This is a genomic window from Pseudomonas sp. W15Feb9B, assembly GCF_000828175.1.
Classification (GTDB): domain Bacteria; phylum Pseudomonadota; class Gammaproteobacteria; order Pseudomonadales; family Pseudomonadaceae; genus Aquipseudomonas; species Aquipseudomonas parakoreensis.
Map to the genome: position 1 here is coordinate 230183 of NZ_JTKF01000007.1, position 25200 is coordinate 255382.

Consider the following 25200-nt stretch of genomic DNA (forward strand, 5'->3'; position numbering starts at 1 on the left):
TCTCAGTTCACAGCGGACGTCGCTTCGACATGGCGCGGTAAGGTCACCCGGATACGGGTGCCGCGCTGGCTCTGTACATCAGCCGGGCTGTCGATGGTGATTTGTCCATAATGCTCTTCAACGATGGAATAGACCAGTGCAAGGCCCAGACCGGTACCTTCACCCGGGTCCTTGGTGGTGAAGAAAGGTTCGAACAATCGGTCCATGATGTTCTGCGGAATACCACTGCCTTCGTCTTCGACGATCAGATCGACCGTGTGTTCGCCGGCTTCACTCTTGACCCGCACGGCGCTGCCCGCAGGCGAGGCATCACGGGCGTTGGAGAGCAGATTGATCAGCACTTGGGCGAGCCGCTGCGGATCGCCTTCGACCCAGTGATCCGGATCGCACAGGTTGTAGAACTGCACTTCGAAGTTGCGCCGGTTCAGCGCCAGCAGACCGATGGCGTCCTGCGCGACTTCGGCCAGACAAACCGGTTCGTCGCTGTGCTGATGGCTGCCGGCGTGGGCAAAGCTCATCAGCGATTGCACGATGCGCGACACGCGCTTGGTCTGTTCGAGGATCTGCCCGCTGATTTCCGTCAGTTCGCCGTCTTCTTCGCGCTCTTCGCGCAGGTTCTGCGCCAGACAGGCGATGCCGGTGATCGGGTTGCCGATTTCATGGGCCACTCCCGCCGCCAGTCGGCCGATGCTCGCCAGACGCTCGGAGTGCACCAGTTTGTCTTCGAGCATTTGGGTTTCGGTCAGGTCTTCCACTAGCAGCACCAGGCCGCTGTTGCCCGGGGCCAACGGTTCGTCGATCGCCGCTTTGTGCAGATTGAGCCAGCGGGTCTGGCCGTCGAGAGCCAGGTGCTGCTTGTGCAAGTGCTCGTCGGGCAGGTTGATGAAGCCTTGCAGCAATGGCTTCCACGGATCGGCGATGGTGCTCAGGCGCGAACCGACCACCCGTTGCGCAGCGATGCCGGTGAGTTCTTCCATGGCCTTGTTCCACATCAGGATCTCTTGATCCTTGGCCAGCGAGCAGACGCCCATCGGCAGCTCCTGCAAGGTCTGGCGGTGGTAGCGGCGCAGGGCGTCGAGTTCGGCGGCCAGCCCGGTGAGGCGCGAGTGGTAATCCTCGAGACGGCTTTCGATGAAGTGGATGTCTTCGGTCACATAGTTTTCGCCGCCGGCCTTGTACGGCAGGAAGGTTTCGACCATGTCCTGCGCCACGCTCGGGCCCATCAGGCCGGAGAGGTTGGCTTCGATGCGGTCGCGCAAGCGGCGCAAGGCATAAGGACGGCGTTCGTCGAACGGCAGATAGAGGTCGCGCAGGGCTTGCTCGACTTCTTTTTGCGCCGCCTTGGCGCCCAGCGGTTTGGCCAGTTGCGTAGCGAATTCCTGGGGCGAGGCCGCGTGCAGTTCGCGGCGTTGCGGACGCCGCACGTTATCCACCGCGCAGGCTTCGGCGGCGCTGGCTTCTTCGGGGCTGGCGTTGGTGAACAGCGAGATCAGGGTGAACATCAATACGTTGGCTGCCAGCGAGGCGATCGCCGCCATGTGCCAACTGGTGTCGTCCAGCACGTAAATCATGTTCAGCAGGGGAATGTAGAAACCCTGCAGATTGCCGACCAGCGGCAACAGCATGGTCACCACCCACACCACAATCCCCGCCAGCAGGCCGGCGATAAAGCCGCGCCGGTTGGCGGTCGGCCAGTACAGCACCGAAAGCACGCCGGGCAGGAACTGCAGCGTGGCGACGAAAGCGACGATGCCGAGGTTGGCCAGATCCTGCCCGGCGCCGAGCATCAGGTAGAAGCAGAAACCGGCCATGATGATCGCGACGATCAGCGCCCGACGCGTCCACTTCAGCCAGCGATAGATGTTGCCTTCGGCCGGCGGCTGATAGAGCGGCAGCACCAGGTGGTTCAGCGCCATGCCCGACAGTGCCAGGGTGGTGACGATGATCAGGCCACTGGCGGCTGAAAGCCCACCGACATAGGCCAGCAGTGCCAGCGGTTTGCTGTTGGCGGCGATGCCGATGCCGAGGGTGAAGTATTCCGGGTCGGTGGTGGCGCCGAGCTTCAGGCCGGCCCAGAGGATCAGCGGCACTGCCAGGCTCATCAGCAGCAGGAACAGCGGCAGGCCCCAGCTGGCGCTGACCAGCGAGCGCGGATTGAGGTTCTCGGTAAAGGTCATATGATACATGTGCGGCATCACGATCGCCGAGGCGAAAAACACCAGTAACAGCGTGCGCCATGGGCCTTCCTGCAGGGGCGTGTGCAGGGCGGCGAGGGCGGTCTGGTTTTGCAGCAGCCACAGTTCGAGTTGTTGCGGGCCGTCGAACACGCCGTACAGCGCATACAGACCGACGCCGCCGAGGGCGATCAGTTTGATCACCGATTCGAAGGCAATCGCGAATACCAGCCCTTCGTGTTTCTCGCGAGTGGCGATATGCCGGGAACCGAAGAAAATCGTGAACAGAATGATCAGCGCACAGAACGCCAGCGCGACGCGGCTCTGGATCGGTTCGCCAGTGAGGATGCCAATCGAATCGGCCACCGCCTGAATCTGCAGCGCCAGCAGCGGCAGCACGCCGATCAACATGAAGATCGTGGTCAGCGCGCCGGCCCAGGTGCTGCGAAAGCGGAACGCGAACAGATCTGCCAGCGACGACAATTGATAGGTGCGGGTGATTTTCAGGATCGGATACAGCAGCACCGGTGCGAGCAGAAAAGCACCAGACACCCCGAGGTAACTGGACAGAAAGCCGTAGCCATACTGATAGGCCAGGCCCACCGTGCCGTAGAACGCCCAGGCACTGGCGTAGACCCCCAGCGACAAGGTGTAGGTCAGCGGGTGGCGAATGATCGCCCGCGGGATCATGCCCCGTTCACTGATCCAGGCAACGCCGAACAGCACCGCCAGGTACGCGGCGCTGATCAGGATCATCTGGGTCAGGCTAAAGCTCATCGGCATCTTTTTGGCTCTGCAGGATGAAGGTCACGACAATCAGGATCAACCAGAGCAGATACGGCCGATACCAGGCGCCCGTGGCGTCGATCCACCAATCCATGATGGCTGGCGAAAACAGATAGATTCCCACGACCAGAAGCAGGACCAAGCGATAGATGTACATCCCGGCCTCTCTTTTTTATGCGCGTGCCCGAAAACGTGCGGCGATGGTAACGGATGGGCGCGCCACTGCAAGTGTCGTCATTGCAGTTGCGCCTCGGGCAACGTCAGTGTGCGCGGGATCTTCGATGCATCCCAGTGGGCTGCGCCCCATTTGAGCAATTCCTCGGGGGTGGCATGCGCCAGTTCGGCACCGGGGTTTTGCCCCAACGCACGCAAGGCTCGCAACAGCAGCAGCGTGGCCTGATCGGCCTCAAGCGGTGGCGAACGGTAGGATTTGCCGAGCTTGTTGCCGTCCGGCTGCGTAATCAGTGGCAGGTGCAGATAGCGCGGCTGGCGCAGGCCCAGCAGTTCTTGCAGGTAGAGCTGGCGTGGCGTGGAGTCGAGCAGGTCGGCACCGCGCACGATGTCAGTGATGCCTTGCCAGGCGTCATCCAGCACCACCGCCAGTTGATAGGCGTACAAGCCATCGCGGCGGCGAATCACGAAATCGCCGACGTCGCGCCCCAGATGCTGGCGGAACTCGCCCTGCACCCGATCGATGAAGTGATATTCCAGTTCCGGCACACGCAGGCGGATTGCCGCATCTTGCTGTTCATGACCGGCATTGCGGCACAAACCCGGATAAATCCCGTGATATGGCTCCAGTTGCTTGCGCGAGCAGGTGCAGGCGTAGGCCAGGCCATGGTTGAACAGGCTGTCGAGCACTTCGGCGTAGGCGGCGTGGCGGTCACTCTGGCGTACCATCTCACCGTCCCACTCGAAGCCGTAACTTTCCAGCGCCTTGAGAATCGCCGCCTGCGCGCCCGGTTCTTCGCGGGGCGGATCGAGATCTTCCATGCGCACCAGCCAGCGCCCACCGACTGCACGCGCGTCGAGATAAGAGGCGAGGGCCGCCACCAGCGAGCCGAAGTGCAGGTGGCCACTGGGGGTGGGGGCGAAGCGGCCGATGTAGGCGGGGGAGATTTTGGCTGTCATGGAAACGAAGCTACTTTTCAGGCGATACGCAGATCAACGGGTGGGATCGAGACTGCTCGCGAAAGCTTGATGTCAGACGATTAAGTGTTGAATGACACACCGCTTTCGCGAGCAGGCTCGCTCCCACAGGGGCAAAAGGCAGAAACAAAAACGGAGCGTTCGCACGCTCCGTTTTTCGTTCAGGTCGAGATTACTTGCCGACCTGCTTTTCCTTGATTTCCGCCAGGTTCTTGCAGTCGACGCACATGTCGGCAGTCGGACGGGCTTCAAGGCGCTTGACGCCGATCTCGATCCCGCAAGAGTCGCACCAGCCGTACTCTTCGTCTTCGATCAGTTGCAGGGTCTTGTCGATCTTCTTGATCAGTTTGCGCTCGCGGTCGCGGGCGCGCAGCTCGAGGGCGAACTCTTCTTCCTGACTGGCACGGTCGGCCGGATCAGGAAAGTTGGCCGCTTCGTCTTTCATGTGATCAACAGTGCGGTCGACTTCCTGCATCAAGTCCAGTTTCCACTTGGTCAGGATCTTGGTGAAGTGCGCGCGCATTGGAGCGCCCATGTACTCTTCGCCCGCTTTCGGGACGTAGGGTTCGAAACCGCTGAGTGTCTGACTTGCCTGTTGCTTTGCTTGGGTGGGCATGAAATGGACCGCCTCTACTCTTGTAATCCATTGCGCAGGATTGCTCCATCACCGACACCTGCCGGCCCTGCGGCTGCAAGCGGGCGAACTTACCAGATCAATTCGGCCCGCGCTACTCCCGGATGTCGAGGCCCCGGCGGGTGGCGCTTGCAGAAGTTTGGCAAGTCATGTCTGACAGTGATGGAGGCCTGATCAATCTCTGATTTTAGTCAATCCTGGAGCGTACGCGCATATCGTTACAGTCCAGCGTTCTTGAGGTTGTGACCGCGACGGGTTCTCGCTCGTTCCGGCAGATGGGTAGAATCGTCTCTTTTCCCCCGTCGAAGGAAAACCAATGGCTCAGCCCTACAGTGCGCGCAGTCGTGCGATCGAACCGTTCCATGTGATGGCGCTGCTGGCGCGGGCCAATGAACTGCAGGCCGAAGGTCACGATGTGATCCATCTGGAAATCGGCGAGCCGGACTTCACCACGGCCGAACCGATCATCCGCGCCGGGCAAGCGGCGCTGACGGCGGGCAAGACTCGCTACACCGCGGCGCGTGGCATTCCTGAGTTGCGCGAAGCGATTTCAGGGTTCTATCAATCGCGTTACGGATTGAACATCGATCCGCGGCGGATCCTGATCACGCCGGGGGGCTCCGGTGCGCTGTTGCTGGCCAGTGCCTTGCTGGTTGATCCGGGCAAACACTGGCTGCTGGCGGATCCGGGCTACCCGTGCAACCGGCACTTTCTGCGACTGGTCGAGGGCGCGGCGCAACTGGTTCCGGTCGGGCCTGAGGTGCGCTATCAACTGACCCCGGATCTGGTGGCGCGGCATTGGGATCACGACAGTGTTGGTGCGTTGGTGGCTTCGCCCGCCAATCCGACCGGCACCCTCCTGACCCGCGACGAACTGGCCGGATTATCCACAGCGATCAAGGCGCGGCACGGCCATCTGGTGGTGGACGAGATTTATCATGGCCTGACTTACGGCACCGATGCCGCCAGCGTGCTGGAAGTCGATGACAGCGCCTTTGTCCTCAACAGTTTCTCCAAATATTTCGGCATGACCGGTTGGCGTCTCGGCTGGCTGGTGGCACCGGATGCGGCCGTCAGTGAGCTGGAAAAGCTCGCGCAGAATCTCTATATCAGCGCGCCGAGCATGGCGCAGCATGCCGCACTGGCCTGTTTCGAGCCCGACACCATCAGCATTCTCGAAGAGCGCCGCGCCGAATTTGGCCGCCGTCGCGACTTCCTCCTGCCGGCGTTGCGCGAGTTGGGTTTCAACATCGCCGTCGAACCTGAAGGTGCGTTCTACTTGTATGCCGATATCAGCCAGTTCGGCGGTGATGCCTTCGCGTTCTGCCGGCATTTCCTCGAAACCGAGCACGTCGCCTTTACCCCGGGGCTGGATTTCGGTCGTTATCAAGCGGGCCATCATGTGCGTTTTGCCTACACGCAAAACCTCCCTCGATTACAGGAAGCGGTGGAACGCATCGCTCGCGGTTTGAAGAGCTGGCAAGCCTGATGCGTTTTTATCCGGCTCTGGAAGAGGCGCGGCTGATTCGCCGCTATAAACGTTTTCTGGCTGATGTTGAAACGGTCAATGGCGAGCTGTTGACCCTTCACTGCCCGAACACCGGTTCGATGCTCAACTGCCAGGTTGAGGGCGGACAGGTGTGGTTCAGTCGCTCCAGCGACCCGAAACGCAAGCTGCCCGGTACCTGGGAAATTGGCGAAACTCCGCAGGGCCGGCTGTTTTGCGTGAACACCGGCCGTGCCAACGCTCTGGTGGAAGAGGCGCTGCAGGCGGGAGTCATCGACGAGTTGAGCGGCTTTACGGCGCTTAAACGTGAAGTGGCGTACGGCCAGGAAAAGAGCCGCATCGATTTCCGTCTCGAGTACCCGAGTGGCCCGGCCTACGTGGAAGTGAAAAGCGTCACGCTGGGGTTCGACGGAACGAATGTTGCGGCGTTTCCCGATGCGGTGACCCAGCGCGGCGCCAAGCATCTGCGTGAGCTGGCGCATCTGGCCCGAGACGGCATTCGGGCGGTGCAGCTGTATTGCGTCAATCTCAGCGGGATTGACGCAGTGCGTCCGGCCGAGGAAATCGATGCGGCCTACGCCGATGCCCTGCGCGAGGCGGTGGCATGCGGAGTTGAAGTGCTGGCCTACGGCGTGCGCTTGAACCACGAAGAGATGGTGATCGACCGGCGGCTGGACGTGTTGCTCAACGGTTAAACATCGATCCACACCCCTTGGGCGTCTTCGCGGCAGGGGATGGCGATCAGGGATTGCCCGGCGCAGGGCCCGGCGACGCATTCGCCATCCTCGATCAGGAACAGTGCGCCGTGGGTGGCGCACTGGATCAGGCTGTTGCTCGGGTCGAGAAACTGGTCGGGGTGCCATTCCAGGCCGACGCCACGATGCGGGCAACGGTTGAGATAAACATAGGCTTGACCATTGCGGCGCACGGCAAACAGTTTGTTGCCGTGGATGTCGAACCCACGGCTGCCGGCCTCGGCGAGATCGGCGCCCGCGCACAAAAACTTCATGACTATCCTCAACTGTCGGCTCGTTTCAGGAAATGTCCGAGCTTGACGTTTAAATGCAAACAATTATCAAATGGCCGCCTTCGCCCACTGTGCGCGGCTGTCGCCAAGGATACTTGGCCTGCCGGTTCGCTGCCCGGGAAACCTGTTCAAGGAAAGCTGCGTATGCGCCTGATTATCCGCGTTGCTGTGCTGTGTGTCGGATTGTTCGCCAGCCTTCAGGTGACAGCTGCCGACTTGCCACAGCGTTGGGTCAGTGCCGGTGGCGCGCTTTCGGAGTGGGTCAGTGCATTGGGCGGCGAGTCGAAACTGGTCGGCGTCGACACCACCAGCCAGCATCCCGAGTCGCTGAAGAAACTGCCAAGTATCGGCTATCAACGCAGCCTGTCGGCAGAGGGCATTCTCAGCCTGCGCCCGGACATCCTTATCGGCAGCGAAGAAATGGGCCCGCCACCGGTGATCGCTCAGGTAAAGAGCGCCAAGGTGCAGGTCGAACTGTTCTCGGCGCAGCCGGATCTGCCGACGCTGGAAAAAAACCTCACGCATCTCGGGCAGTTGCTCGGCGCGCAAGCCCAGGCGACGCAGCTGCTGGCAAGTTATCAACAGCAGCTCGCCATGCAGAAGGCGCGAGTCGCCGAGTTGCAGACCAGGCACAAGGCGCCCGGTGTGCTGGTGCTGATTGGGCATGCCGGCGGCAAACCGTTGATTGCCGGCAAGGACACTGTCGCCGACTGGCTGCTGCAACGGGCCGGCGGACATAACCTGGCGACGCATACCGGTTACAAGCCGTTCTCCGTGGAGTCGCTGGCCGGGCTTGATCCTGAGGTGCTGGTGTTTGCGGATCGCGCGTTGAGCGGTGAGGCGGCAAAAGCGGCGTTGTTCAAGGAAAACCCCATTCTCAATTCAAGCCGTGCGGCCAAGACCGGACGGGTGCTGGAGCTGGATCCGACGCTGCTGGTCGGCGGGCTCGGGCCGCGTTTGCCGGCGGCGTTGAAGGGTTTGTCTGACGGCCTCTACCCGACTGCGAGCGGCCAATGACCGTACTGGTCAAACCACGCAGCCTGTTTATCGGGCTGACGCTCCTGTGTTTGCTGGCCATCTGGCTGTCGTTGGCGCTGGGGCCGGTGAGCCTGCCGCTGTTCGATACGTTGCGCGCGGCTCTGCGCATGCTCGGTGTACCGCTGGCGCCGGACGGCCTGGAGCAGGCTGAGCTGATTCTCGGGCAGATCCGTCTGCCGCGTACCTTGCTCGGCCTGGCCGTCGGCGGTGTACTGGCGCTGTCCGGCGTGGCGATGCAGGGTTTGTTTCGCAATCCGCTGGCCGATCCCGGGTTGGTCGGGGTCTCCAGCGGTGCGGCGCTTGGTGCGGCTGTAGCCATTGTCGGCGGTGCGTTTTTTGGCGATTTGCCAGAGTGGTTCGGGCCGTATCTGTTGTCGGCGTGCGCGTTTCTCGGCGGGTTGGGGGTAACGGCGCTGGTCTATCGGCTCGGACGGCGCAACGGCCAGACTAACGTCGCGACCATGCTGCTGGCTGGGATCGCCCTGACGGCGCTGGCCAGCTCGGCAGTCGGGTTGTTCACCTATCTGGCGGATGACGCGACCCTGCGCACGCTGACTTTCTGGAATCTGGGCAGCCTCAATGGTGCCAGTTACGCGCGTTTGTGGCCGTTGCTGATCATCAGCGCCGGTGTTGCGCTGTGGTTGCCGCGGCGTGCCAAGGCGCTGAATGCGTTGTTGCTGGGTGAGTCTGAGGCAGGGCATCTGGGGATCGATGTCGAGCGGCTCAAGCGTGAACTGGTGTTCTGCACCGCGTTGGGTGTTGGCGCAGCGGTAGCGGCGGCGGGGATGATCGGTTTCGTCGGGCTGGTGGTGCCGCATCTGGTGCGTTTATTGGCCGGGCCCGATCACCGCGTGCTGTTGCCCGCGTCGGTACTGGCGGGGGCGAGCCTGCTGTTGCTGGCGGATCTGGTGGCGCGGCTGGCACTGGCGCCGGCGGAGTTGCCGATCGGTATTGTCACGGCGTTTATCGGCGCGCCATTCTTCCTCTATCTGCTGCTGCGAGGACGTGCCTGATGCTGCGTGCGCACAATCTGCACATCCGTCGCGGGCGCAAGACCGTCCTCAGCGACGTCACCCTGCAACTTGAGCCCGGTGAGGTGCTGGGTGTGCTCGGACCAAACGGTGCCGGCAAAAGCACCTTGCTCGGTGCCTTGTGCGGTGAGCTGACGGCGAGTAAAGGCGAGGTGTTGCTCGACGACAAGGCACTGAATCACTGGACAGGTACGCAACGCGCCCAGCGTCTGGCGGTGTTGCCGCAGGTCTCGACGCTGGATTTTGCCTTTCGTGTGGAGGAAGTGGTCGGCATGGGCCGCTTGCCGCATCAAAGTGGTCGGGTGCGCGACGACGAGATCGTCGCGGCAGCGCTGGACGCTGCGGATGCCGGGCACCTGAGCGGGCGCAGTTATCTGGCGCTGTCGGGTGGCGAGCGCCAGCGCGTGCATCTGGCGCGGGTGCTGGCGCAGTTATGGCCGGGGCAGGCCGGGCAAACGCTGTTGCTGGATGAGCCGACCTCGATGCTAGATCCACTGCACCAACATACGACGCTGCAAGCGGTGCGCGAATTTGCCGACCGTGGCGCGGCGGTGCTGGTCATCCTGCATGATCTGAATCTGGCGGCGCGCTATTGTGATCGGGTGTTGCTGCTTGAAGGCGGGCGCCCGGTAGCGCTGGATACGCCGCAGCAAGTCTTGCGACCGGACTCGCTCAAAGCGGTGTTCGGTCTCGAAGTATTGGTGCAGCCGCACCCGGAGCGTGGGCATCCGCTGATCATCGCCCGCTGATTTCTCATCGAGGTGATGGCATGCGTGGGATCTGGTTGTTGGCGGTGTTGTGGCTTGCGGGGTGTCAGCATGTTGCTGCGCCGCCACCGGTCAGCGGTGAGATACGCGATCTGCACAGCGGTCAGGTACTGACGGCGCAGGAACTGCTGACACGTCTGGCCGGTGCGCAACACGTGATCATTGGCGAGCAGCATGACAATGCCGATCATCACGCTGCGCAGTTGTGGCTGTTGCAGTCGCTGGGTGAGCAACGCCCTCAGGGCAGTCTGCTGCTGGAGATGCTCACGCCTGATCAACAGCCGAAAGTCGATCAGGTTCACCAAACTGCAGCGCCGCCCACCGATCTTCCCACGGCATTGGCCTGGCAGGATGGCTGGGACTGGAAGCTTTATGGACCGATCGTTCGGTTTGTCCTCACACAATCCTATCCGTTGTTGGCAGCCAATCTGGACGACAGCGAAATCCGCGCGTTCTATCGTCAGCCACCAGCCCTGAGCGGTGTTCGCAGCAATGCGGCAACGGTAAAAGCCACGCTGCTTGAGCAGATCAGCGACTCGCACTGTGGCTTGCTGCCCAAATCGCAGATGCCGGCGATGCTCGCGATTCAGCAACAGCGCGATCGACGCATGGCCGAACGTTTGCTGGCGGCACCAACCCCCGCCATGTTGTTGGCAGGCGCCTGGCATGCGCGCAAGGATGCTGGCGTGTCGCTGCATGTGCTTGATCTTGGCGCAGCCCAGGCGCCCACGGTGCTGATGCTGGCCGAGCAGGGCGCTGAGGTCAGCGCGGTGATGGCCGATTACGTCTGGTACACCCCGGCCACGCCTGCGCAGGATTACTGCGCACAGATGCGCAAACAGTTCGGTCAATGACTTTTCCACAGGCAAAAAAAGACCCGGTAAAAACCGGGTCAAATAACCGTGATTAGCCTGATGAGGAGATAATCTGAGAGTCCGAACCAAGGGCTTTTCAGAATATCGACTGATCTCGCGATCAGTTGTGATAATCATAGCGATTCTCATTAACGAGTCAACCACTGTTTTTCCATTCGCGTGATTTAGTCGTGGAAATGTCCGGAATGCCCCGGAAACACGGGACTTAAAGCGCAGCCTTGATCGCACTCAGTTGGGTGATTTGCTGGTTGAGCTGGCCAATGCGCCGGGCCATGCTCTCGATAAGGCTCTGGGCAATCTTCGGATTGTTGCGGGTCATGCTCAGAAACTGATCGCCGGGAATCAACATCACTGTACTTGGCTCACGGGCAATGACCGTGGCGTTTCGCGGCTCGCCTGTGAACACTGCCATGGCGCCGAAAATCTCGTCCTTGGGCACGTCGCCAACCTTGTGCCCATCAACAAACGCTTCGGCATGCCCATCGATGATCACAAAGACGTGATCGGCGGCATCGCCTTGCTGGATCAACACGTCACCGCTCTCGACCCGTTTAAAACCATTGGTGCTGCGAAACTCCCGTGGCTTCAGTTCGGCCACCGCGTGTGCCAGCAGCGCCATCTGCCCCAGCAGATACTCCAGCCATTGCTCAGCCCGTTCCGGCTCGGCGTACAAATGTCGGAACAGATCGGTTCGCCGATAGGGCAACAAGCGCAATAATCCGTCGCTGCGCAGTCGGCAATCGGCCCAGGCGTCACCTTGCTGCAGGCCGATCAGATCGCCTTCCTGCCAGTAAAACAGCGCGCGGCCGCCGATGTAGCCGTGGATCACGCCTTCTGTCAGCAGAAACAGCTGATCGCGTGGGAGCTGCGCCATCAGGTCATCAGAGATTTCCGGCTCAAAGGCAGGCCCGCACGGTGCAAGCCCTTCCAACCAGCGCGCGGGCAAGCTCTGCAAACGATTGATCAGCGTATCGACTGGTGCCGATTGTTCCCCGAGCAGATACATGGCCGTCAGCGCCTGTTCAGTTCTTGTGACGCGAGGAGATGGCTTCGAGCTGCTTGTTCAAGGCGTCTTTACGTTCGGCCGGGATATCGTTCCAGTGCACATCCATCAGCGCCCCTTCGATCGCGTACAACAACACCTTCGATGCGCGAAACCCGCGGGTACGCACGGCCCGATAGGCGTCCACCGCCCCCAGGCGACGCAAGTCCGAGGCGCTGTGGATGCCCACGGCATGCAGCCATTGCGCCGACGTCTTGCCAAGATTCTTCAGGTGTTGCAGTTCATCATTCATCAAGCCTCCTTGCGACGGCCGAATGGTGCGTGGGCGATCTTCTCAGGAGTGTAGCCATCAGTAGGAAAAGCGTGGTTGTTTGGTCGGATTAGACGCAAACGCTACTAAGAAAGGGCTGCGAACCCAGAAAGGAGGGAAGAAACGCGGAAACATGTGGGAGCGAAGTTGCTCGCGAAGGCGTCTTGTCAGCCACAAGATGTATCGACTGACACCACGCCTTCGCGAGCAAGCCCGCTCCCACGCGGGAAAGGCGTCGGGTCAGAGAAAGGTAAAAATATCAGCGGGTGCGATAGCGCAGGCGGGTACCAAAATTCATCGACATCAGGATCTCGTCGGCGCTCAGTTCCGGTGGGAAGTACGCACCGGAAATCTGCGCATGGGCCAGGCTCGCGCCTTCCAGGGCGGAATTACGGAAATCGATGCCGCGCAAATCGGCGGAGCGGAAGTAGGCGTCGCGGAAATCAACGCCGTCGGCGTTCAGTTCACGCAGATCGAGACCACGGAAGTCGCCACCGACCATGTCGATCGGGCCGTCGTTCGGGCGTTCCTTGTTGAAGCCTGCGATGTCGTCTTTGTGCAGCAGGGCATAAAGCGGGGTGTCGAGAAGTTTCGGCTGGCTCATGTCACATCACCTGTTGGTTTTATGACGCCAGTATAGTGCCACTATTTGACGACCGTGAAGCCAGCGAGGGCTCCACGGTCGAAATAGTTTCTTACAGGCCTGGCAGACGCTGGCGGATCTGCGCCACGACGGTGTCGAGGGTCCCGCTTTCATTGGTCTGTACGCGTTTGCTGCGCAGAATTTCTTCTGGCGTCAGTGCTTCGCGGCTGGCCTGTTGGGCCTCGATGACCGCCAGCGTGGCGTCGGAAGGATCCTTCTTGTCGGCCTGGCGAATCGCCAGCCAGCTTTCGATCACGGCTTGCGGAGCGTTGCAGTCGAGAATCAGGAACGGCGTGCCGGTCGCCTCGGCGACTTTCGCCGCGCTGTCACGTTGCTCGCGCTTGAGGTAGGTCGCATCGATGACGACCGGGAAACCGGCGTGCAGAATGACTCCGGCAATCTCATGCAAGCGGGCGTAGGTGGCAGCGCTGGCGTCGGCGCTGTAAATCCCGGCCTGCACGTCGTTGGCCACGGTTTGCTCGCCGAACAGGCGCTTGCGCTCGACATCGGAACGCAGGCGGATCGCGCCCAGTGCTTCAACCAGGCGCATCGCCACGTGGCTCTTGCCGACGGCCGATACGCCGTGGGTGATCGCCATGAAGCGCGAAGGGATGGTGCTGTAGCTTTCCGCCAGATTGGCGTAGTTGCGGTACTGGCGCAGGGTAGTGGCGCGCTGCACCGGAGTGGCGTCTGCCGGCATGCTGAACAGCGCGACTTTGGCGCGGACCAGCGCGCGATAGGCTTTGTAGAAGTTCAGCACTTCCAGGCCTTGATAGTCGCCGGTCAATTCCAGGTATTGGCTGATGAAGCGGCGGGCCAGGGATTTCAGACCACGGTCTTCGAGGTCCATCGCCAGGAAACCGGTGTCGGCCCAGACGTCGGTGAAGCGGAACGGTTCGTTGAACTCGATGCAGTCGAAGATCACCACTTTGCCATTGATCACAGTGGCGTTGCCCAAGTGAATGTCGCCGTGGCATTCGCGAGTGAAACCCTCGGCCTTGCGCTGGCTGAACAATGCCTTGAGACGGTCGAAGCTGCTCTCGGCCCAGGCTTGCAGGGCCTCGAGTTGCAGCAGATCGTTTTTGTCGCTGAGGAATGGCAGGATCTGTTCGAAGTTCTGGCGCACCGGGGCCATTACGCTTTCTGGCGTACCAGCGTCGTGTTCGGCCGGGACTTTTGGCGCGCTGAGGTGGAATCTGGCGATCTGCTCGGCCATTTCGTCGATGTGCTGAGTGGTCAGTTCACCGTTGGCTTGCAGGGTGCTGAGCAGGCCGGTCTGCGGGAATTGACGCATCTTCAACACATATTCGATCACCGGGCCGTCGCCGCCCAGTTGCGGCGCTTGGACGCTGCCGGTCACCGGCAACACGTCCAGATACAAATCTTCGGTCAGGCGCTGATTCAAACGCAGTTCTTCAGCGCAGAAGTGCTTGCGCGCTTCGAGGCTGGTGAAGTCGAGAAAGCCGAAATTCACCGGCTTCTTCACTTTATAAGCAAACGACCCGGTGAGGATCACCCACGAGATATGGGTTTCGATGACCTGGAACCCGTCGACGGGGTGCGGGTAGAGGGCCGGGTTTTGCAGGGCAGCGATCAGTGACTGGCTCACGGGCGATCCTTCAGAGACTGGGAAATTCGAGGTCGCCATTATGGCCGCTCGCCAGCCTGACGCAAACCTCGGAGCGCTCCTGTTGAGGATGAATAAAGTGCGTATAATCCGCCGCCATGACTCGAACTCGATCCCCCCGTACCAAGAAAAAACCACCTGCCAAGGGCCTGCGGCCGTGGCTGGGGTGGGCCATTAAACTCAGTCTGGTCGGCCTTGTGGTGCTGGCCGGCTTCGCCGTTTACCTCGATGCCGTGGTGCAGGAGAAATTCTCCGGCAAGCGCTGGACCATCCCGGCCAAGGTGTACGCGCGTCCGCTCGAGCTGTTCGTCGGACAAAAACTGAGCAAGGACGATTTCCTCACCGAACTCGACGCCTTGGGCTATCGCCGCGAAGCCGTGAGCAATGGCCCCGGCGCTGCTGCCGTCAGTGGCAATACCGTCGATCTGAATACCCGCGGCTTCCAGTTCTATGAAGGCCTGGAGAAACCTCAGCCAGTACGCGTGCGCTTCTCCGGCGACTATGTGGCCGAACTCTCGGGGCTCAATGGCGGAAAATTGTCTGTGGTGCGGCTCGAACCACTGATGATCGGCGGCATTTACCCGAAAAACCTTGAAGACCGCATTCTGATCAAGCTCGATCAGGTGCCGCCGTATTTGCTCGATACTTTGGTCGCCGTTGAAGACCGCGACTACTACAGCCACTGGGGCGTGTCGCCGAAGTCGATTGCCCGGGCGATCTGGGTCAACACCTCTGGCGGCAAGATGACCCAGGGTGGCAGTACGCTGACCCAGCAACTGGTGAAGAACTTCTACCTCACCAACGAGCGCAGCCTGAGCCGCAAGCTCACCGAAGCGATGATGGCGATGCTGCTGGAGCTGCACTACGACAAGAAGGAAATTCTTGAGGCCTACCTCAACGAAGTCTTCGTCGGGCAGGACGGTCAGCGTGCGGTGCATGGCTTTGGTCTGGCCAGTCAGTTCTTCTTCGGTCAGCCATTGTCCGAGCTGAAGCTGCATCAGGTCGCGTTGCTGGTCGGCATGGTCAAAGGTCCGTCCTACTACAACCCGCGCCGCAACCCCGAGCGTGCGCTGGAGCGGCGTAACCTGGTGCTCGACGTGCTTGAGCAGCAAGGCGTGGCGACTGCCGAACAGGTCGAAGCGGCGAAGAAAATGCCCTTGGGCGTGACCACCCGCGGCAAGCTCGCCGACAGCTCGTTCCCGGGCTTTATCGATCTGGTCAAACGCCAGTTGCGTGAAGATTATCGTGACGAAGACTTGACCGAAGAAGGCCTGCGGATCTTCACCAGTTTCGACCCGATTCTGCAGATGAAAGCCGAAGCGTCGGTCAATGACACCTTTAAACGTCTGGCCGGACGCAAGGGCTCCGATGATGTGGAAGCGGCGATGGTCGTGACCAACCCGGAGACCGGCGAAGTGCAGGCGATGATCGGTAGCCGTCAGGCCAGTTATGCCGGTTTCAACCGGGCGCTGGATGCCGTGCGGCCGATCGGTTCTCTGGTAAAACCGGCGGTCTATCTGACTGCGCTGGAGAAACCGAGCCACTACACGCTGACCAGTTGGCTGTCGGATGATCCGCTGTCGATCAAAGGCGCGGACGGCCAGGTGTGGAAACCGCAGAACTATGACCGTCGCTCCCACGGTACGGTGTTTCTCTATCAAGGGCTGGCGCATTCCTACAACCTGTCGACCTCGCGTCTGGGCCTGGAAGTCGGTGTGCCGAATGTGCTCAAGACCCTCGCGCGCCTGGGTGTAACCCGGGAATTCCCGGCGTTCCCGTCGATGCTGCTCGGGGCTGGCGGCATGACCCCGATCGAAGTGGCGACCATGTATCAGACCCTCGCCAACGGTGGTTTCAATACGCCGATGCGCGGCATTCGCAGTGTGCTGACTGCTGAGGGCGAACCGCTCAAGCGTTATCCGTTCCAGATCGAGCAGCGTTTCGATCCGGCGTCCATCTATCTGATCCAGAACGCCATGCAGCGGGTGATGCGTGAAGGTACCGGCAGCTCGGTTTACAACGTGCTGCCCAAGACCCTGACGCTGGCCGGCAAGACCGGTACCAGTAACGATTCGCGCGACAGTTGGTTCGCCGGTTTCAGTCAGGATCTGCTGGCGGTGGTCTGGCTCGGTCGTGACGACAACGGCAAGACCCCGTTCACCGGTGCGACCGGTGCGCTGCAGGTCTGGACCAGTTTCATGCGCAAGGCCGATCCGCTGCCGCTGGACATGCCGCAGCCGGACAACATCGTTCAGGCCTGGGTCGATTCGCGTACCGGACAAGGCTCGGATGCCAACTGTCCTGGAGCCGTGCAGATGCCGTATATTCGCGGCAGCGAACCGCCACCCGGTGCCGCGTGTGCAAGCGAAACGCCTGCTTCGCCGGAGTCGGTGATGGATTGGGTCAAGGGCTGGATGAATTAAGCAAAGAGGGTTTCAAGTGAACAAGTGGTTGATTCCAGCGGTGACCGCCGTGGCTTTGCTCAGCGGCTGCTCTACCGTACAGCGTGGTTCGATCCCGGTGGTGGATTCCGGCACAGCCGTGTCCAACAGCGAACGGCTGTCGGCCAATGGCGGTTTCCGCAAGACGACAGTCAAACGTCCAGTGCAGGGCCAGGCGCAATCCCAGGCCATCCCGCAAGGCGATACTGGTGTGGTGGTGATGGTGCCGGGTGGCGGTGCTGTGACATCGGCGCCGATCAGCTCCTCGCCGATCGTTCCTGGTCCGGCGTCCGGTGGGATTACGGCGGGTCCGTACAATCCTTCGCCGGTCGAGTCGGCACCGATCAACACCGGCAGCTACAGCATGCCTTCGACGCCGAGCGGCATTCCTTCGGCCAGCAGTGGCGGAGGTCTGTCGGCGGATGAGCAACTGGATGGCCCGGTGCTCGCCTTGCTGACCACCGCGCAACAGCAACAGGCCGGTGGCGACCTCAATGGCGCGTCCTCCAGTCTGGAGCGCGCCCAGCGCGTAGCCCCGCGTGAGCCGCAAGTGCTCTACCGTCTGGCGCAGGTGCGCATGGCCCAAGGTGATGCGCCGCAGGCGGAACAGTTCGCCCGTCGCGCGCTGACCATGGCCAACGGCCGTCCGGATCTGCAAGCCAACCTGTGGGAAATCATCGCGCAGTCCCGTGAGAAGCAGGGCGACTCCGCCGGCGCTGTACTGGCTCGTCAAAAGGCCAAGGTTTCGCTCTGATGGACACTCGTTTCCCGAAAATCGCCGACCAGTTGCTGCTGATCGAGCGTGAGCTGCGCGCGCAAGGTTGGTGGGATGAAGTGCAGCCATCAGCCGAAGCCCTTAGTAGTGTCGAGCCGTTTTCGGTCGATACGCTGGATTTTGAACAATGGCTGCAATGGATCTTCCTGCCACGAATGAAGATGATCCTCGAGCAGGACCTGGCGTTGCCCAACGCGTCGGGCATTCAGGAGATGGCGGAGATGGTCTTTGCCCAGCGCAATCTGCAGGGCAAGGATCGCCAGTTGCAGGTGCTGCTCAAAGAATTCGATCTGCTGATCACCGCCTCCCGCTAAGCCTCTGTAGGAGCTGCCGCAGGCTGCGATCTTTTGATTTTGCTTTCAAAGATCAAAAGATCGCAGCCTGCGGCAGCTCCTACAGGTGCTTATTCGCAGTTCTGCGCAATCTGCTTCTGCGCTTCGACAATGCGCTCCTGGCGCTGGCTTTCGTCCAGCCGCCGCAACTGCCCCTCCACTTCCTCCCTCAATCGCGGATTGTTCTGCAATTGCGCCAGGTTTGTCCGTGCCTGCTCGCAAAAGGCCTTGAGCTGAGTCTGTTGCTCCGCCACTTGTTTCTTCACCTTGTCATCAATGGCTTTCTGATCGCCCAGCGCGCCGCTGCCAGGCATTGCTGCAGGTTTCGGCGGGGGCGAGGAAGGCGTTTGCACGGTGCTGGCCGGTTGCCCTTGCGGCGGTTGCGCATCGAAGTGCGTGACGCCTTGTGCGTCGATCCATTTGTAGATCTGAGCGGCCGAGCACCAGGGGCTGAGGCCGATCAGCAGAGTTAACAGAAGCGTTCGCATGCTGATTCCTTGGCAAAATTGCGCAATTGACGCTAACAGAGTAGCTGTTTTCAGGTTTTTTCTTGCGTTCTCATGTGCTTACCCACAATTAAGCACATTGACGGCTTGACTTGGAGAGGGCGAAACAGAAGAATCCAAAGTCCGCTGTAGAGGGACTGCCAGAAGCAGACCCACTCGGCAGATCATGAGGCGCATATCCGCGTCGACCTGTTACACCCGCAACGCGTTACCTCGCGCTGGGTGGGAAAGGCCCGCAACACTTGGGACGATCCCAATACTTGCTCAGTCAGTGCTGACGTAGTCGGCGACCACCGTCGCTCATGCTCTGCCGAGAAGTAAACCTATTAAGACCCGCCCCTTTTTGTGGACGGTATTCTGGCGTTTTAGAGGTGAACAACGTGGAGCTTTTATCTGGCGGTGAGATGCTCGTCCGCTTCTTGCGTGACGAAGGCGTCAAATATATCTACGGGTACCCGGGTGGTGCTCTCCTGCATGTTTACGATGCCCTGTTCAAAGAACCGGAAGTGACCCACATTCTGGTTCGTCACGAACAAGCGGCGACCCATATGGCTGACGGCTACGCCCGTGCCACCGGTAAAGCCGGCGTGGTATTGGTGACTTCCGGTCCAGGCGCCACAAACGCCATCACCGGTATTGCCACCGCCTATATGGATTCGATTCCAATGGTGATCATTTCCGGTCAGGTGCCAAGCACCATGGTCGGCACCGACGCGTTCCAGGAAACCGACATGATCGGTATCTCCCGGCCGATCGTGAAGCACAGCTTCATGATCAAGCACGCCTCGGAAATCCCGGAAGTCATGAAGAAGGCGTTCTACCTGGCGCAATCCGGTCGTCCGGGCCCGGTCGTGGTCGATATCCCGAAAGACATGACCAACCCGGCCGAGAAGTTCGAATACGTTTTCCCGAAAAAAGCCAAGCTGCGCTCCTACAGCCCGGCCGTTCGCGGTCACTCCGGGCAAATCCGCAAGGCGGCAGAAATGCTCCTGGCGGCCAAGCGTCCTGTGCTCTATTCCGGTGGCGGCGTGATTCTGGGCAACGGTTCCGCACCGCTGACCGAACTGGCGAAAATGCTCAACCTGCCAGTGACCAACACCTTGATGGGCCTGGGCGGTTTCCCGGGTACCGATCGTCAGTTCATCGGCATGCTCGGCATGCACGGCAGCTACACCGCCAACCTGGCGATGCACCATGCCGACGTGATCCTGGCTGTTGGCGCACGTTTCGATGACCGTGTGATCAACGGCGCGGCGAAGTTCTGCCCGAACGCCAAGATCATCCACATCGATATCGACCCGGCTTCGATCTCCAAGACCATCAAGGCCGACGTGCCAATCGTTGGTCCGGTGGAGAGTGTCCTGACCGAAATGGTCGCGATCCTCAAGGAAATCGGCGAGACCCCGAACAAGGAGTCCGTGGCCAGTTGGTGGAAGCAAGTCGATGAGTGGCGCGGTGATCGCGGCCTGTTCCCTTATGAAAAGGGCGACGGCAGCCTGATCAAGCCGCAGACCGTGATCGAGACCCTGTGCGAAGTGACCAAGGGCGATGCCTTCATCACGTCCGACGTGGGCCAGCACCAGATGTTCGCGGCGCAGTACTACAAGTTCAACAAGCCTAACCGCTGGATCAACTCCGGTGGCCTGGGCACCATGGGCTTCGGTTTCCCGGCGGCCATGGGCATCAAGTTGAGCTTCCCGGATGACGACGTTGCCTGCGTCACCGGCGAAGGCAGCATCCAGATGAACATCCAGGAACTGTCGACCTGCCTGCAATATGGCTTGCCGGTGAAAATCGTCATCCTGAACAACGGTGTTCTGGGGATGGTTCGTCAGTGGCAGGACATGAGCTATGGCAGCCGTCACTCGCACTCTTATATGGAGTCGCTGCCTGACTTCGTCAAACTGGCTGAAGCCTACGGTCACGTCGGCGTGCGCATCACCGATTCGAAGGATTTGAAGTCGAAGATGGAAGAGGCGTTCGCCATGAAAGATCGTCTGGTGGTGATCGATATTTCGGTCGATACCAGCGAGCACGTCTATCCGATGCAGATCAAAGACGGCTCCATGCGCGATATGTGGCTGAGCAAGACGGAGCGTACTTAATCATGCGGCACATTATTTCCCTGCTTCTGGAAAACGAACCCGGCGCTTTGTCTCGCGTAGTCGGCCTGTTCTCGCAGCGCAACTACAACATTGAAAGCCTGACGGTGGCGCCAACCGAAGACCCGACGCTGTCGCGTCTGACGCTGACCACTGTTGGCCACGATGAAATCATCGAGCAGATCACCAAAAACCTGAACAAGCTGATCGAAGTGGTCAAGCTGGTGGACCTGTCGGAAAGCGCTCACATCGAGCGCGAGCTGATGCTGGTCAAGGTCAAGGCCACTGGCGCCCAGCGCGCCGAGATCAAACGCACCACCGATATTTACCGTGGACAGATCGTCGACGTCAGTGCCAGCGTGTATACCGTTCAATTGACCGGTACCAGCGACAAGCTCGACAGCTTCATTCAGTCCATTGGCACCGCATCAATTCTGGAAACCGTCCGTAGCGGCGTGACCGGCATTGCCCGCGGCGACAAAGTACTCAGCATCTAAACCAAATTAGCGAATGGCCTGAACGGCCTGGATATATAGGGGAAATTCATGAAAGTTTTCTACGATAAAGACTGCGACCTGTCGATCATCCAGGGCAAGAAAGTTGCCATCATCGGTTACGGTTCCCAAGGCCACGCCCAAGCGTGCAACCTGAAAGACTCCGGTGTCGACGTTACCGTCGGTCTGCGTAAAGGTTCGGCCACTGTTGCCAAAGCCGAAGCCCATGGCCTGAAAGTGACCGACGTGGCTGCTGCTGTTGCCGGCGCCGACCTGGTCATGATCCTGACCCCGGACGAATTCCAGTCTCAGCTGTACAAGAACGAAATCGAGCCGAACATCAAGAAAGGCGCCACCCTGGCCTTCTCCCATGGCTTCGCGATCCACTACAACCAGGTTGTTCCACGTGCCGACCTCGACGTGATCATGATCGCGCCGAAAGCGCCGGGCCACACCGTACGTTCCGAGTTCGTGAAGGGCGGCGGTATCCCTGACCTGATCGCGATCTACCAGGACGCTTCGGGCAACGCCAAAAACGTTGCACTGTCCTACGCAACTGGCGTGGGTGGCGGTCGTACCGGCATCATCGAAACCACCTTCAAGGACGAGACCGAAACCGACCTGTTCGGCGAACAAGCCGTACTGTGCGGCGGTACCGTTGAGTTGGTGAAAGCCGGTTTCGAAACGCTGGTTGAAGCTGGCTACGCGCCGGAAATGGCCTACTTCGAGTGCCTGCACGAACTGAAGCTGATCGTTGACCTCATGTACGAAGGCGGTATCGCCAACATGAACTACTCGATCTCCAACAACGCTGAATACGGCGAGTACGTGACCGGCCCGGAAGTGATCAACGCCGAATCCCGTCAGGCCATGCGCAACGCCCTGAAACGTATTCAGGACGGCGAATACGCCAAAATGTTCATCAGCGAAGGCGCAACCGGCTACCCTTCGATGACCGCCAAGCGTCGTAACAACGCCGCTCACGGTATCGAAATCATCGGCGAGCAACTGCGCTCCATGATGCCGTGGATCGGTGCCAACAAGATCGTCGACAAAGCCAAAAACTAAGTCGTCATCCTTGTACGAAAAAACGCGGCCTCGGCCGCGTTTTTTCGTTTGAAACCGATGGTTCTGGTATAAAGCTGCATCGTTTGTGGCCGAACCGTCGTCACAGGCACCTGTCGAAACTTTCCAAACCGTTGCAAGGTAATGTCCATGAGCGAACGTCCCGAAGAGCCGAACCAGGCTTCTGACGCCGAAAGCCTGCTGCCCATCGATGAACATGTCGAGGAAGGGCACGACGCAGAAGGTCGTAAAGTCCGGCATCGTGGTATCTATCTGCTGCCGAACCTGTTCACCACTGCGAACCTGTTTGCAGGGTTTTATTCCATCATCAACTCAATGAGTGCCCAGGCTGCCTTGAGCGCCGGGGATTCTGCGAATGCGAGCAAGTATTTTGCCTTTGCCGCGATCGCGATTTTCGTGGCCATGGTGCTCGATGGTCTTGATGGCCGCGTAGCGCGGATGACCAATACGCAAAGTGCCTTCGGTGCCGAGTATGACTCGCTGTCCGACATGGTCGCTTTCGGTGTGGCACCGGCGCTGCTGGCGTTCGGCTGGGCGCTGGGCGACATGGGCAAGGTTGGCTGGATGGTGGCCTTCATCTATGTAGCCGGTGCAGCGCTGCGTCTGGCGCGTTTCAATACTCAGGTCGGTACGGCCGACAAGCGCTACTTCATCGGACTGGCCAGCCCGGCGGCGGCAGGCGTGGTGGCGGGGATTGTCTGGGCGTTCAGCGATTACGGTATTCAGGGTTCGAAGATGTCGTTCCTGGTCGCTTTGATGGTGGCGGCTGCCGGCATGCTGATGGTCAGCAACATCAAGTACAACAGCTTCAAGGAGCTGGATCTGAAGGGGCGCGTGCCGTTCGTGGCGATCCTCGCCGTGGTGCTGGTGTTCGCTGTGGTGTTCAGCGATCCACCGCGTATTTTGCTGCTGGTGTTTCTCGCCTACGCGGCCTCCGGGCCGGTGCAATACCTGTTGCACCTTCGTCGGCACAAAAACGCCGAGTGATGTAATTTCCCGCATACTCCGCAGTCTATGGGTGCATCTGTCCTCCAAAGCTGCGGAGTTGTCATGCTGATCAAAATCCCCAAAGCGTCCGACTGCCATGAGTCGGATGTCACGCCTGAGTCCATTTATCTCTCCCGTCGCCAACTGCTCGGAGCTACCGCGGCCGGTATCGCCGTGAGCAGCCTGCCGCGTTGGGCCAGTGCCGAGGACGCGGCGCGCTATGCTGATGTCGAGCCAGGCAAGACGCCTGCCTGGTTTGCCGAGAAGCTCTCTTCTACCAAGTGGGGAGCAGTCAACGTCAAGGATGAGGCGATCACGCCTTATAAAGACGCGACCCATTACAACAACTTCTATGAGTTCGGCACCGACAAGGGCGATCCCGCAGCCAATGCCGGCTCGCTGAAAACCGAGCCGTGGAGTGTGGTCGTCGATGGGGAGGTGGGTAAGCCTGGGCGTTACGCACTCGAAGACTTCATGAAACCGTACCAGTTGGAGGAGCGTATCTATCGTCTTCGCTGTGTTGAAGCGTGGTCGATGGTCATCCCCTGGATTGGTTTTCCGATTTCCGCACTGCTCAAGCAGGTCGAGCCGACCTCTAACGCCAAGTACATTCGCTTTGAAACCTTGCAGGATCCCAAGAGCATGCCTGGGCAGCGCTCGGGTTTCGCGTTGATCGACTGGCCGTATGTAGAGGGCTTGCGTCTGGATGAGGCGATGAATCCCTTGGCGATTCTGGCGGTTGGCATGTATGGCCGCGAATTGCCCAATCAGAATGGCGCGCCGCTGCGTCTGGTGGTGCCGTGGAAGTATGGCTTCAAGAGTGTGAAGTCCATTGTGCGGATCAGTCTCGTCAGCGAGCAGCCCAAGACTACCTGGCAGAGCATCGCGGCAGATGAATACGGTTTTTATGCCAACGTGAATCCGACGGTCGATCATCCGCGCTGGACTCAGGCAAGAGAACGGCGTCTGCCGAACAGTTTGTTCAAGCCGAATGTACGTGATACCCAGATGTTCAACGGCTACTCGGATGAAGTCGCTTCTTTATATACAGGGCTCGATCTGCGGAAGAACTACTGATGCGATATCCGTTTTGGCGTGTAGGCGTTTTCATTGCGGCGGCAATCTGGCCACTGCTTTGGTTTTATCAGGCGTTCGCCGATTTGCTCGGTCCGGATCCCGGCAAGGTGCTGGTTGATCGACTGGGGCTGGGGACGCTGGTATTGCTGCTGATCACATTGAGCATGACGCCGTTGCAGAAATTGACGGGGTGGGCGGGCTGGATTGCTGTGCGCCGTCAGTTGGGGCTCTGGTGTGTTGCTTATGTGGTGCTGCATCTGTTCAGCTATATGGCGTTTATCCTTGGTTTCGACTGGTCACAGTTGGGCGTGGAGTTGCGTAAGCGGCCCTACATCATTGTGGGTACGCTGGGTTTTCTTGGATTGTTGGCACTGGCAGTAACCTCCAATCGTTATAGTCAGCGTCGTTTGGGTGTGCGCTGGAAGAAACTGCATCGGGTGGTGTACGTGATTCTGGGGCTGGGATTGCTGCACATGTTATGGATTGTGCGGGCTGATCTTAAGGAGTGGGTGATCTATGCCTTTGTGGGGGCAGCGCTTTTGCTGCTGCGGGTGCCTGCCGTTGCGCGTCGAATTCCGCGCTTGCTGACTAAAAAGCAGGTTTTGCAATAAAACTGAAATTAACGGTTGACGGCAGATTCTGGAGGTCTATAATTCGCCCCACTTCCGGCGCAGTCGAAACGGAAAACTCCTTGAGATTCAATGAGTTGCGCGGTTTTCGACAGTGGGTCGCTTCAGTTCATCGAGGCCTGGAAGGAGTTGAAAGAGCGGTGATGTTTGGCTCTTTTGACGGTTCGATCTTCTCGGTCGAAAGCGGTGAAAAAGAGGTG

25 protein-coding genes are annotated in these 25200 nt (G+C 60.0%); 15 read left to right on the forward strand and 10 right to left on the reverse strand.

What is annotated here, in order from left to right; translation table 11 throughout:
* Positions 1-2: 2 nt before the first annotated feature.
* From OC71_RS05590 to dksA, 4 genes are all read right to left on the reverse strand, one after another.
* Positions 3-2957, reverse strand: coding sequence for a sensor histidine kinase (locus OC71_RS05590; RefSeq protein ID WP_161794896.1), 2955 nt, complete (start codon positions 2955-2957; stop codon positions 3-5).
* Positions 2941-3117: a hypothetical protein gene (locus OC71_RS27525; RefSeq protein WP_003176118.1), complete on the reverse strand. Its 177-nt coding sequence runs from the start codon at positions 3115-3117 to the stop codon at positions 2941-2943. The genes OC71_RS05590 and OC71_RS27525 overlap by 17 nt, the downstream gene beginning before the upstream one ends.
* A 77-nt stretch (positions 3118-3194) precedes the next feature.
* Complete coding sequence (gene gluQRS / locus OC71_RS05600) at positions 3195-4091, reverse strand: tRNA glutamyl-Q(34) synthetase GluQRS (protein WP_041065415.1); 897 nt, start codon at positions 4089-4091, stop codon at positions 3195-3197.
* A gap of 190 nt (positions 4092-4281) precedes the next feature.
* On the reverse strand, positions 4282-4725 hold the full coding sequence (gene dksA, locus OC71_RS05605; protein ID WP_007959616.1) for an RNA polymerase-binding protein DksA: 444 nt from the start codon (positions 4723-4725) through the stop codon (positions 4282-4284).
* Between the two features lie 334 nt (positions 4726-5059).
* Here dksA and OC71_RS05610 point away from each other — a divergent pair, with 334 nt between their 5' ends.
* Together OC71_RS05610 and sfsA are read left to right on the forward strand one after the other, a co-directional pair.
* On the forward strand, positions 5060-6232 hold the full coding sequence (locus OC71_RS05610; protein ID WP_041065418.1) for a pyridoxal phosphate-dependent aminotransferase: 1173 nt from the start codon (positions 5060-5062) through the stop codon (positions 6230-6232).
* Positions 6232-6945, forward strand: a complete 714-nt coding sequence (sfsA, locus tag OC71_RS05615; RefSeq protein WP_041065421.1) for a DNA/RNA nuclease SfsA — start codon at positions 6232-6234, stop codon at positions 6943-6945. Before OC71_RS05610 ends, sfsA begins: the two co-directional genes overlap by 1 nt.
* Here sfsA and OC71_RS05620 read toward each other — a convergent pair.
* A complete protein-coding gene (locus OC71_RS05620; protein WP_041065423.1) occupies positions 6942-7259 on the reverse strand; it encodes a Rieske (2Fe-2S) protein in 318 nt (105 codons plus the stop codon). The genes sfsA and OC71_RS05620 overlap by 4 nt on opposite strands.
* Before the next feature lie 162 nt (positions 7260-7421).
* Between OC71_RS05620 and OC71_RS05625 the strand changes: the two genes are divergently transcribed.
* The 4 genes from OC71_RS05625 to OC71_RS05640 are packed head-to-tail and all read left to right on the forward strand — an operon-like array spanning position 7422 to position 10967.
* On the forward strand, positions 7422-8294 hold the full coding sequence (locus tag OC71_RS05625; protein WP_041065426.1) for a hemin ABC transporter substrate-binding protein: 873 nt from the start codon (positions 7422-7424) through the stop codon (positions 8292-8294).
* A gap of 50 nt (positions 8295-8344) precedes the next feature.
* Positions 8345-9328, forward strand: a complete 984-nt coding sequence (locus OC71_RS05630; protein ID WP_174377370.1) for an iron ABC transporter permease — start codon at positions 8345-8347, stop codon at positions 9326-9328.
* Positions 9328-10095: a heme ABC transporter ATP-binding protein gene (locus tag OC71_RS05635; protein ID WP_041065433.1), complete on the forward strand. Its 768-nt coding sequence runs from the start codon at positions 9328-9330 to the stop codon at positions 10093-10095. Before OC71_RS05630 ends, OC71_RS05635 begins: the two co-directional genes overlap by 1 nt.
* Before the next feature lie 20 nt (positions 10096-10115).
* Positions 10116-10967 (forward strand): ChaN family lipoprotein, encoded by an 852-nt coding sequence (locus OC71_RS05640; protein ID WP_041065436.1) that lies wholly within the window; start codon positions 10116-10118, stop codon positions 10965-10967.
* A gap of 226 nt (positions 10968-11193) precedes the next feature.
* On the opposite strand, the gene OC71_RS05645 is transcribed toward OC71_RS05640, so the two are convergent.
* The 4 genes from OC71_RS05645 to OC71_RS05660 form a co-directional block, all read right to left on the reverse strand.
* The gene (locus OC71_RS05645) at positions 11194-11994 is read right to left on the reverse strand and encodes a Crp/Fnr family transcriptional regulator (protein ID WP_041065439.1); all 801 of its coding nucleotides are present in this window, start codon (positions 11992-11994) and stop codon (positions 11194-11196) included.
* A gap of 16 nt (positions 11995-12010) precedes the next feature.
* Positions 12011-12283, reverse strand: coding sequence for a TfoX/Sxy family protein (locus tag OC71_RS05650; RefSeq protein WP_003228231.1), 273 nt, complete (start codon positions 12281-12283; stop codon positions 12011-12013).
* A gap of 277 nt (positions 12284-12560) precedes the next feature.
* Positions 12561-12905, reverse strand: coding sequence for a pentapeptide repeat-containing protein (locus OC71_RS05655; protein ID WP_041065444.1), 345 nt, complete (start codon positions 12903-12905; stop codon positions 12561-12563).
* A 91-nt stretch (positions 12906-12996) separates the two neighbouring features.
* Positions 12997-14553: a bifunctional aminoglycoside phosphotransferase/ATP-binding protein gene (locus OC71_RS05660; RefSeq protein ID WP_041065447.1), complete on the reverse strand. Its 1557-nt coding sequence runs from the start codon at positions 14551-14553 to the stop codon at positions 12997-12999.
* Between the two features lie 116 nt (positions 14554-14669).
* Between OC71_RS05660 and mrcB the strand changes: the two genes are divergently transcribed.
* The 3 genes from mrcB to OC71_RS05675 are packed head-to-tail and all read left to right on the forward strand — an operon-like array spanning position 14670 to position 18101.
* Complete coding sequence (gene mrcB / locus OC71_RS05665) at positions 14670-16994, forward strand: penicillin-binding protein 1B (protein WP_041065450.1); 2325 nt, start codon at positions 14670-14672, stop codon at positions 16992-16994.
* Positions 16995-17010: 16 nt separating this feature from the next.
* The gene (locus tag OC71_RS05670; protein ID WP_041065454.1) at positions 17011-17766 is read left to right on the forward strand and encodes a tetratricopeptide repeat protein; all 756 of its coding nucleotides are present in this window, start codon (positions 17011-17013) and stop codon (positions 17764-17766) included.
* Positions 17766-18101 (forward strand): YqcC family protein, encoded by a 336-nt coding sequence (locus OC71_RS05675; protein WP_041065457.1) that lies wholly within the window; start codon positions 17766-17768, stop codon positions 18099-18101. Before OC71_RS05670 ends, OC71_RS05675 begins: the two co-directional genes overlap by 1 nt.
* 89 nt (positions 18102-18190) lie before the next feature.
* Here the strand turns inward: OC71_RS05675 and OC71_RS05680 are convergent, their stop codons facing one another.
* Positions 18191-18607: a DUF4124 domain-containing protein gene (locus OC71_RS05680; protein WP_041065460.1), complete on the reverse strand. Its 417-nt coding sequence runs from the start codon at positions 18605-18607 to the stop codon at positions 18191-18193.
* A gap of 398 nt (positions 18608-19005) precedes the next feature.
* On the opposite strand from OC71_RS05680, the gene OC71_RS05685 reads away from it, so the two are divergent.
* The 6 genes from OC71_RS05685 to msrQ all read left to right on the forward strand — a co-directional run bounded on the left by OC71_RS05685 (position 19006) and on the right by msrQ (position 24982).
* Positions 19006-20730, forward strand: a complete 1725-nt coding sequence (locus tag OC71_RS05685; RefSeq protein ID WP_041065497.1) for an acetolactate synthase 3 large subunit — start codon at positions 19006-19008, stop codon at positions 20728-20730.
* 2 nt (positions 20731-20732) lie between these two features.
* Positions 20733-21224, forward strand: a complete 492-nt coding sequence (gene ilvN, locus OC71_RS05690) for an acetolactate synthase small subunit (RefSeq protein ID WP_003205610.1) — start codon at positions 20733-20735, stop codon at positions 21222-21224.
* 48 nt (positions 21225-21272) lie between these two features.
* Positions 21273-22289 (forward strand): ketol-acid reductoisomerase, encoded by a 1017-nt coding sequence (gene ilvC, locus OC71_RS05695; RefSeq protein WP_041065466.1) that lies wholly within the window; start codon positions 21273-21275, stop codon positions 22287-22289.
* A gap of 147 nt (positions 22290-22436) precedes the next feature.
* Positions 22437-23294: a CDP-diacylglycerol--serine O-phosphatidyltransferase gene (gene pssA / locus OC71_RS05700; protein WP_003228213.1), complete on the forward strand. Its 858-nt coding sequence runs from the start codon at positions 22437-22439 to the stop codon at positions 23292-23294.
* 63 nt (positions 23295-23357) lie between these two features.
* On the forward strand, positions 23358-24371 hold the full coding sequence (gene msrP / locus OC71_RS05705; protein ID WP_041065469.1) for a protein-methionine-sulfoxide reductase catalytic subunit MsrP: 1014 nt from the start codon (positions 23358-23360) through the stop codon (positions 24369-24371).
* Entirely contained in the window at positions 24371-24982 is a 612-nt protein-coding gene (gene msrQ, locus OC71_RS05710) for a protein-methionine-sulfoxide reductase heme-binding subunit MsrQ (RefSeq protein WP_041065472.1), read from the forward strand. Before msrP ends, msrQ begins: the two co-directional genes overlap by 1 nt.
* The last annotated feature ends 218 nt before the right edge of the window (positions 24983-25200 follow it).

What these genes read in the sequence shown, in the direction of transcription:
- OC71_RS05590 (WP_161794896.1), bottom strand. Translation starts at nt 2,957, where the DNA reads ATGCCGATGAGCTTTAGCCTGACCCAGATGATCCTGATCAGCGCCGCG.
- OC71_RS27525 (WP_003176118.1), bottom strand. Translation starts at nt 3,117, where the DNA reads ATGTACATCTATCGCTTGGTCCTGCTTCTGGTCGTGGGAATCTATCTG.
- gluQRS (WP_041065415.1), bottom strand. Translation starts at nt 4,091, where the DNA reads ATGACAGCCAAAATCTCCCCCGCCTACATCGGCCGCTTCGCCCCCACC.
- dksA (WP_007959616.1), bottom strand. Translation starts at nt 4,725, where the DNA reads ATGCCCACCCAAGCAAAGCAACAGGCAAGTCAGACACTCAGCGGTTTC.
- OC71_RS05610 (WP_041065418.1), top strand. Translation starts at nt 5,060, where the DNA reads ATGGCTCAGCCCTACAGTGCGCGCAGTCGTGCGATCGAACCGTTCCAT.
- sfsA (WP_041065421.1), top strand. Translation starts at nt 6,232, where the DNA reads ATGCGTTTTTATCCGGCTCTGGAAGAGGCGCGGCTGATTCGCCGCTAT.
- OC71_RS05620 (WP_041065423.1), bottom strand. Translation starts at nt 7,259, where the DNA reads ATGAAGTTTTTGTGCGCGGGCGCCGATCTCGCCGAGGCCGGCAGCCGT.
- OC71_RS05625 (WP_041065426.1), top strand. Translation starts at nt 7,422, where the DNA reads ATGCGCCTGATTATCCGCGTTGCTGTGCTGTGTGTCGGATTGTTCGCC.
- OC71_RS05635 (WP_041065433.1), top strand. Translation starts at nt 9,328, where the DNA reads ATGCTGCGTGCGCACAATCTGCACATCCGTCGCGGGCGCAAGACCGTC.
- OC71_RS05640 (WP_041065436.1), top strand. Translation starts at nt 10,116, where the DNA reads ATGCGTGGGATCTGGTTGTTGGCGGTGTTGTGGCTTGCGGGGTGTCAG.
- OC71_RS05645 (WP_041065439.1), bottom strand. Translation starts at nt 11,994, where the DNA reads ATGTATCTGCTCGGGGAACAATCGGCACCAGTCGATACGCTGATCAAT.
- OC71_RS05650 (WP_003228231.1), bottom strand. Translation starts at nt 12,283, where the DNA reads ATGAATGATGAACTGCAACACCTGAAGAATCTTGGCAAGACGTCGGCG.
- OC71_RS05655 (WP_041065444.1), bottom strand. Translation starts at nt 12,905, where the DNA reads ATGAGCCAGCCGAAACTTCTCGACACCCCGCTTTATGCCCTGCTGCAC.
- mrcB (WP_041065450.1), top strand. Translation starts at nt 14,670, where the DNA reads ATGACTCGAACTCGATCCCCCCGTACCAAGAAAAAACCACCTGCCAAG.
- OC71_RS05675 (WP_041065457.1), top strand. Translation starts at nt 17,766, where the DNA reads ATGGACACTCGTTTCCCGAAAATCGCCGACCAGTTGCTGCTGATCGAG.
- OC71_RS05680 (WP_041065460.1), bottom strand. Translation starts at nt 18,607, where the DNA reads ATGCGAACGCTTCTGTTAACTCTGCTGATCGGCCTCAGCCCCTGGTGC.
- ilvN (WP_003205610.1), top strand. Translation starts at nt 20,733, where the DNA reads ATGCGGCACATTATTTCCCTGCTTCTGGAAAACGAACCCGGCGCTTTG.
- ilvC (WP_041065466.1), top strand. Translation starts at nt 21,273, where the DNA reads ATGAAAGTTTTCTACGATAAAGACTGCGACCTGTCGATCATCCAGGGC.
- pssA (WP_003228213.1), top strand. Translation starts at nt 22,437, where the DNA reads ATGAGCGAACGTCCCGAAGAGCCGAACCAGGCTTCTGACGCCGAAAGC.
- msrP (WP_041065469.1), top strand. Translation starts at nt 23,358, where the DNA reads ATGCTGATCAAAATCCCCAAAGCGTCCGACTGCCATGAGTCGGATGTC.
- msrQ (WP_041065472.1), top strand. Translation starts at nt 24,371, where the DNA reads ATGCGATATCCGTTTTGGCGTGTAGGCGTTTTCATTGCGGCGGCAATC.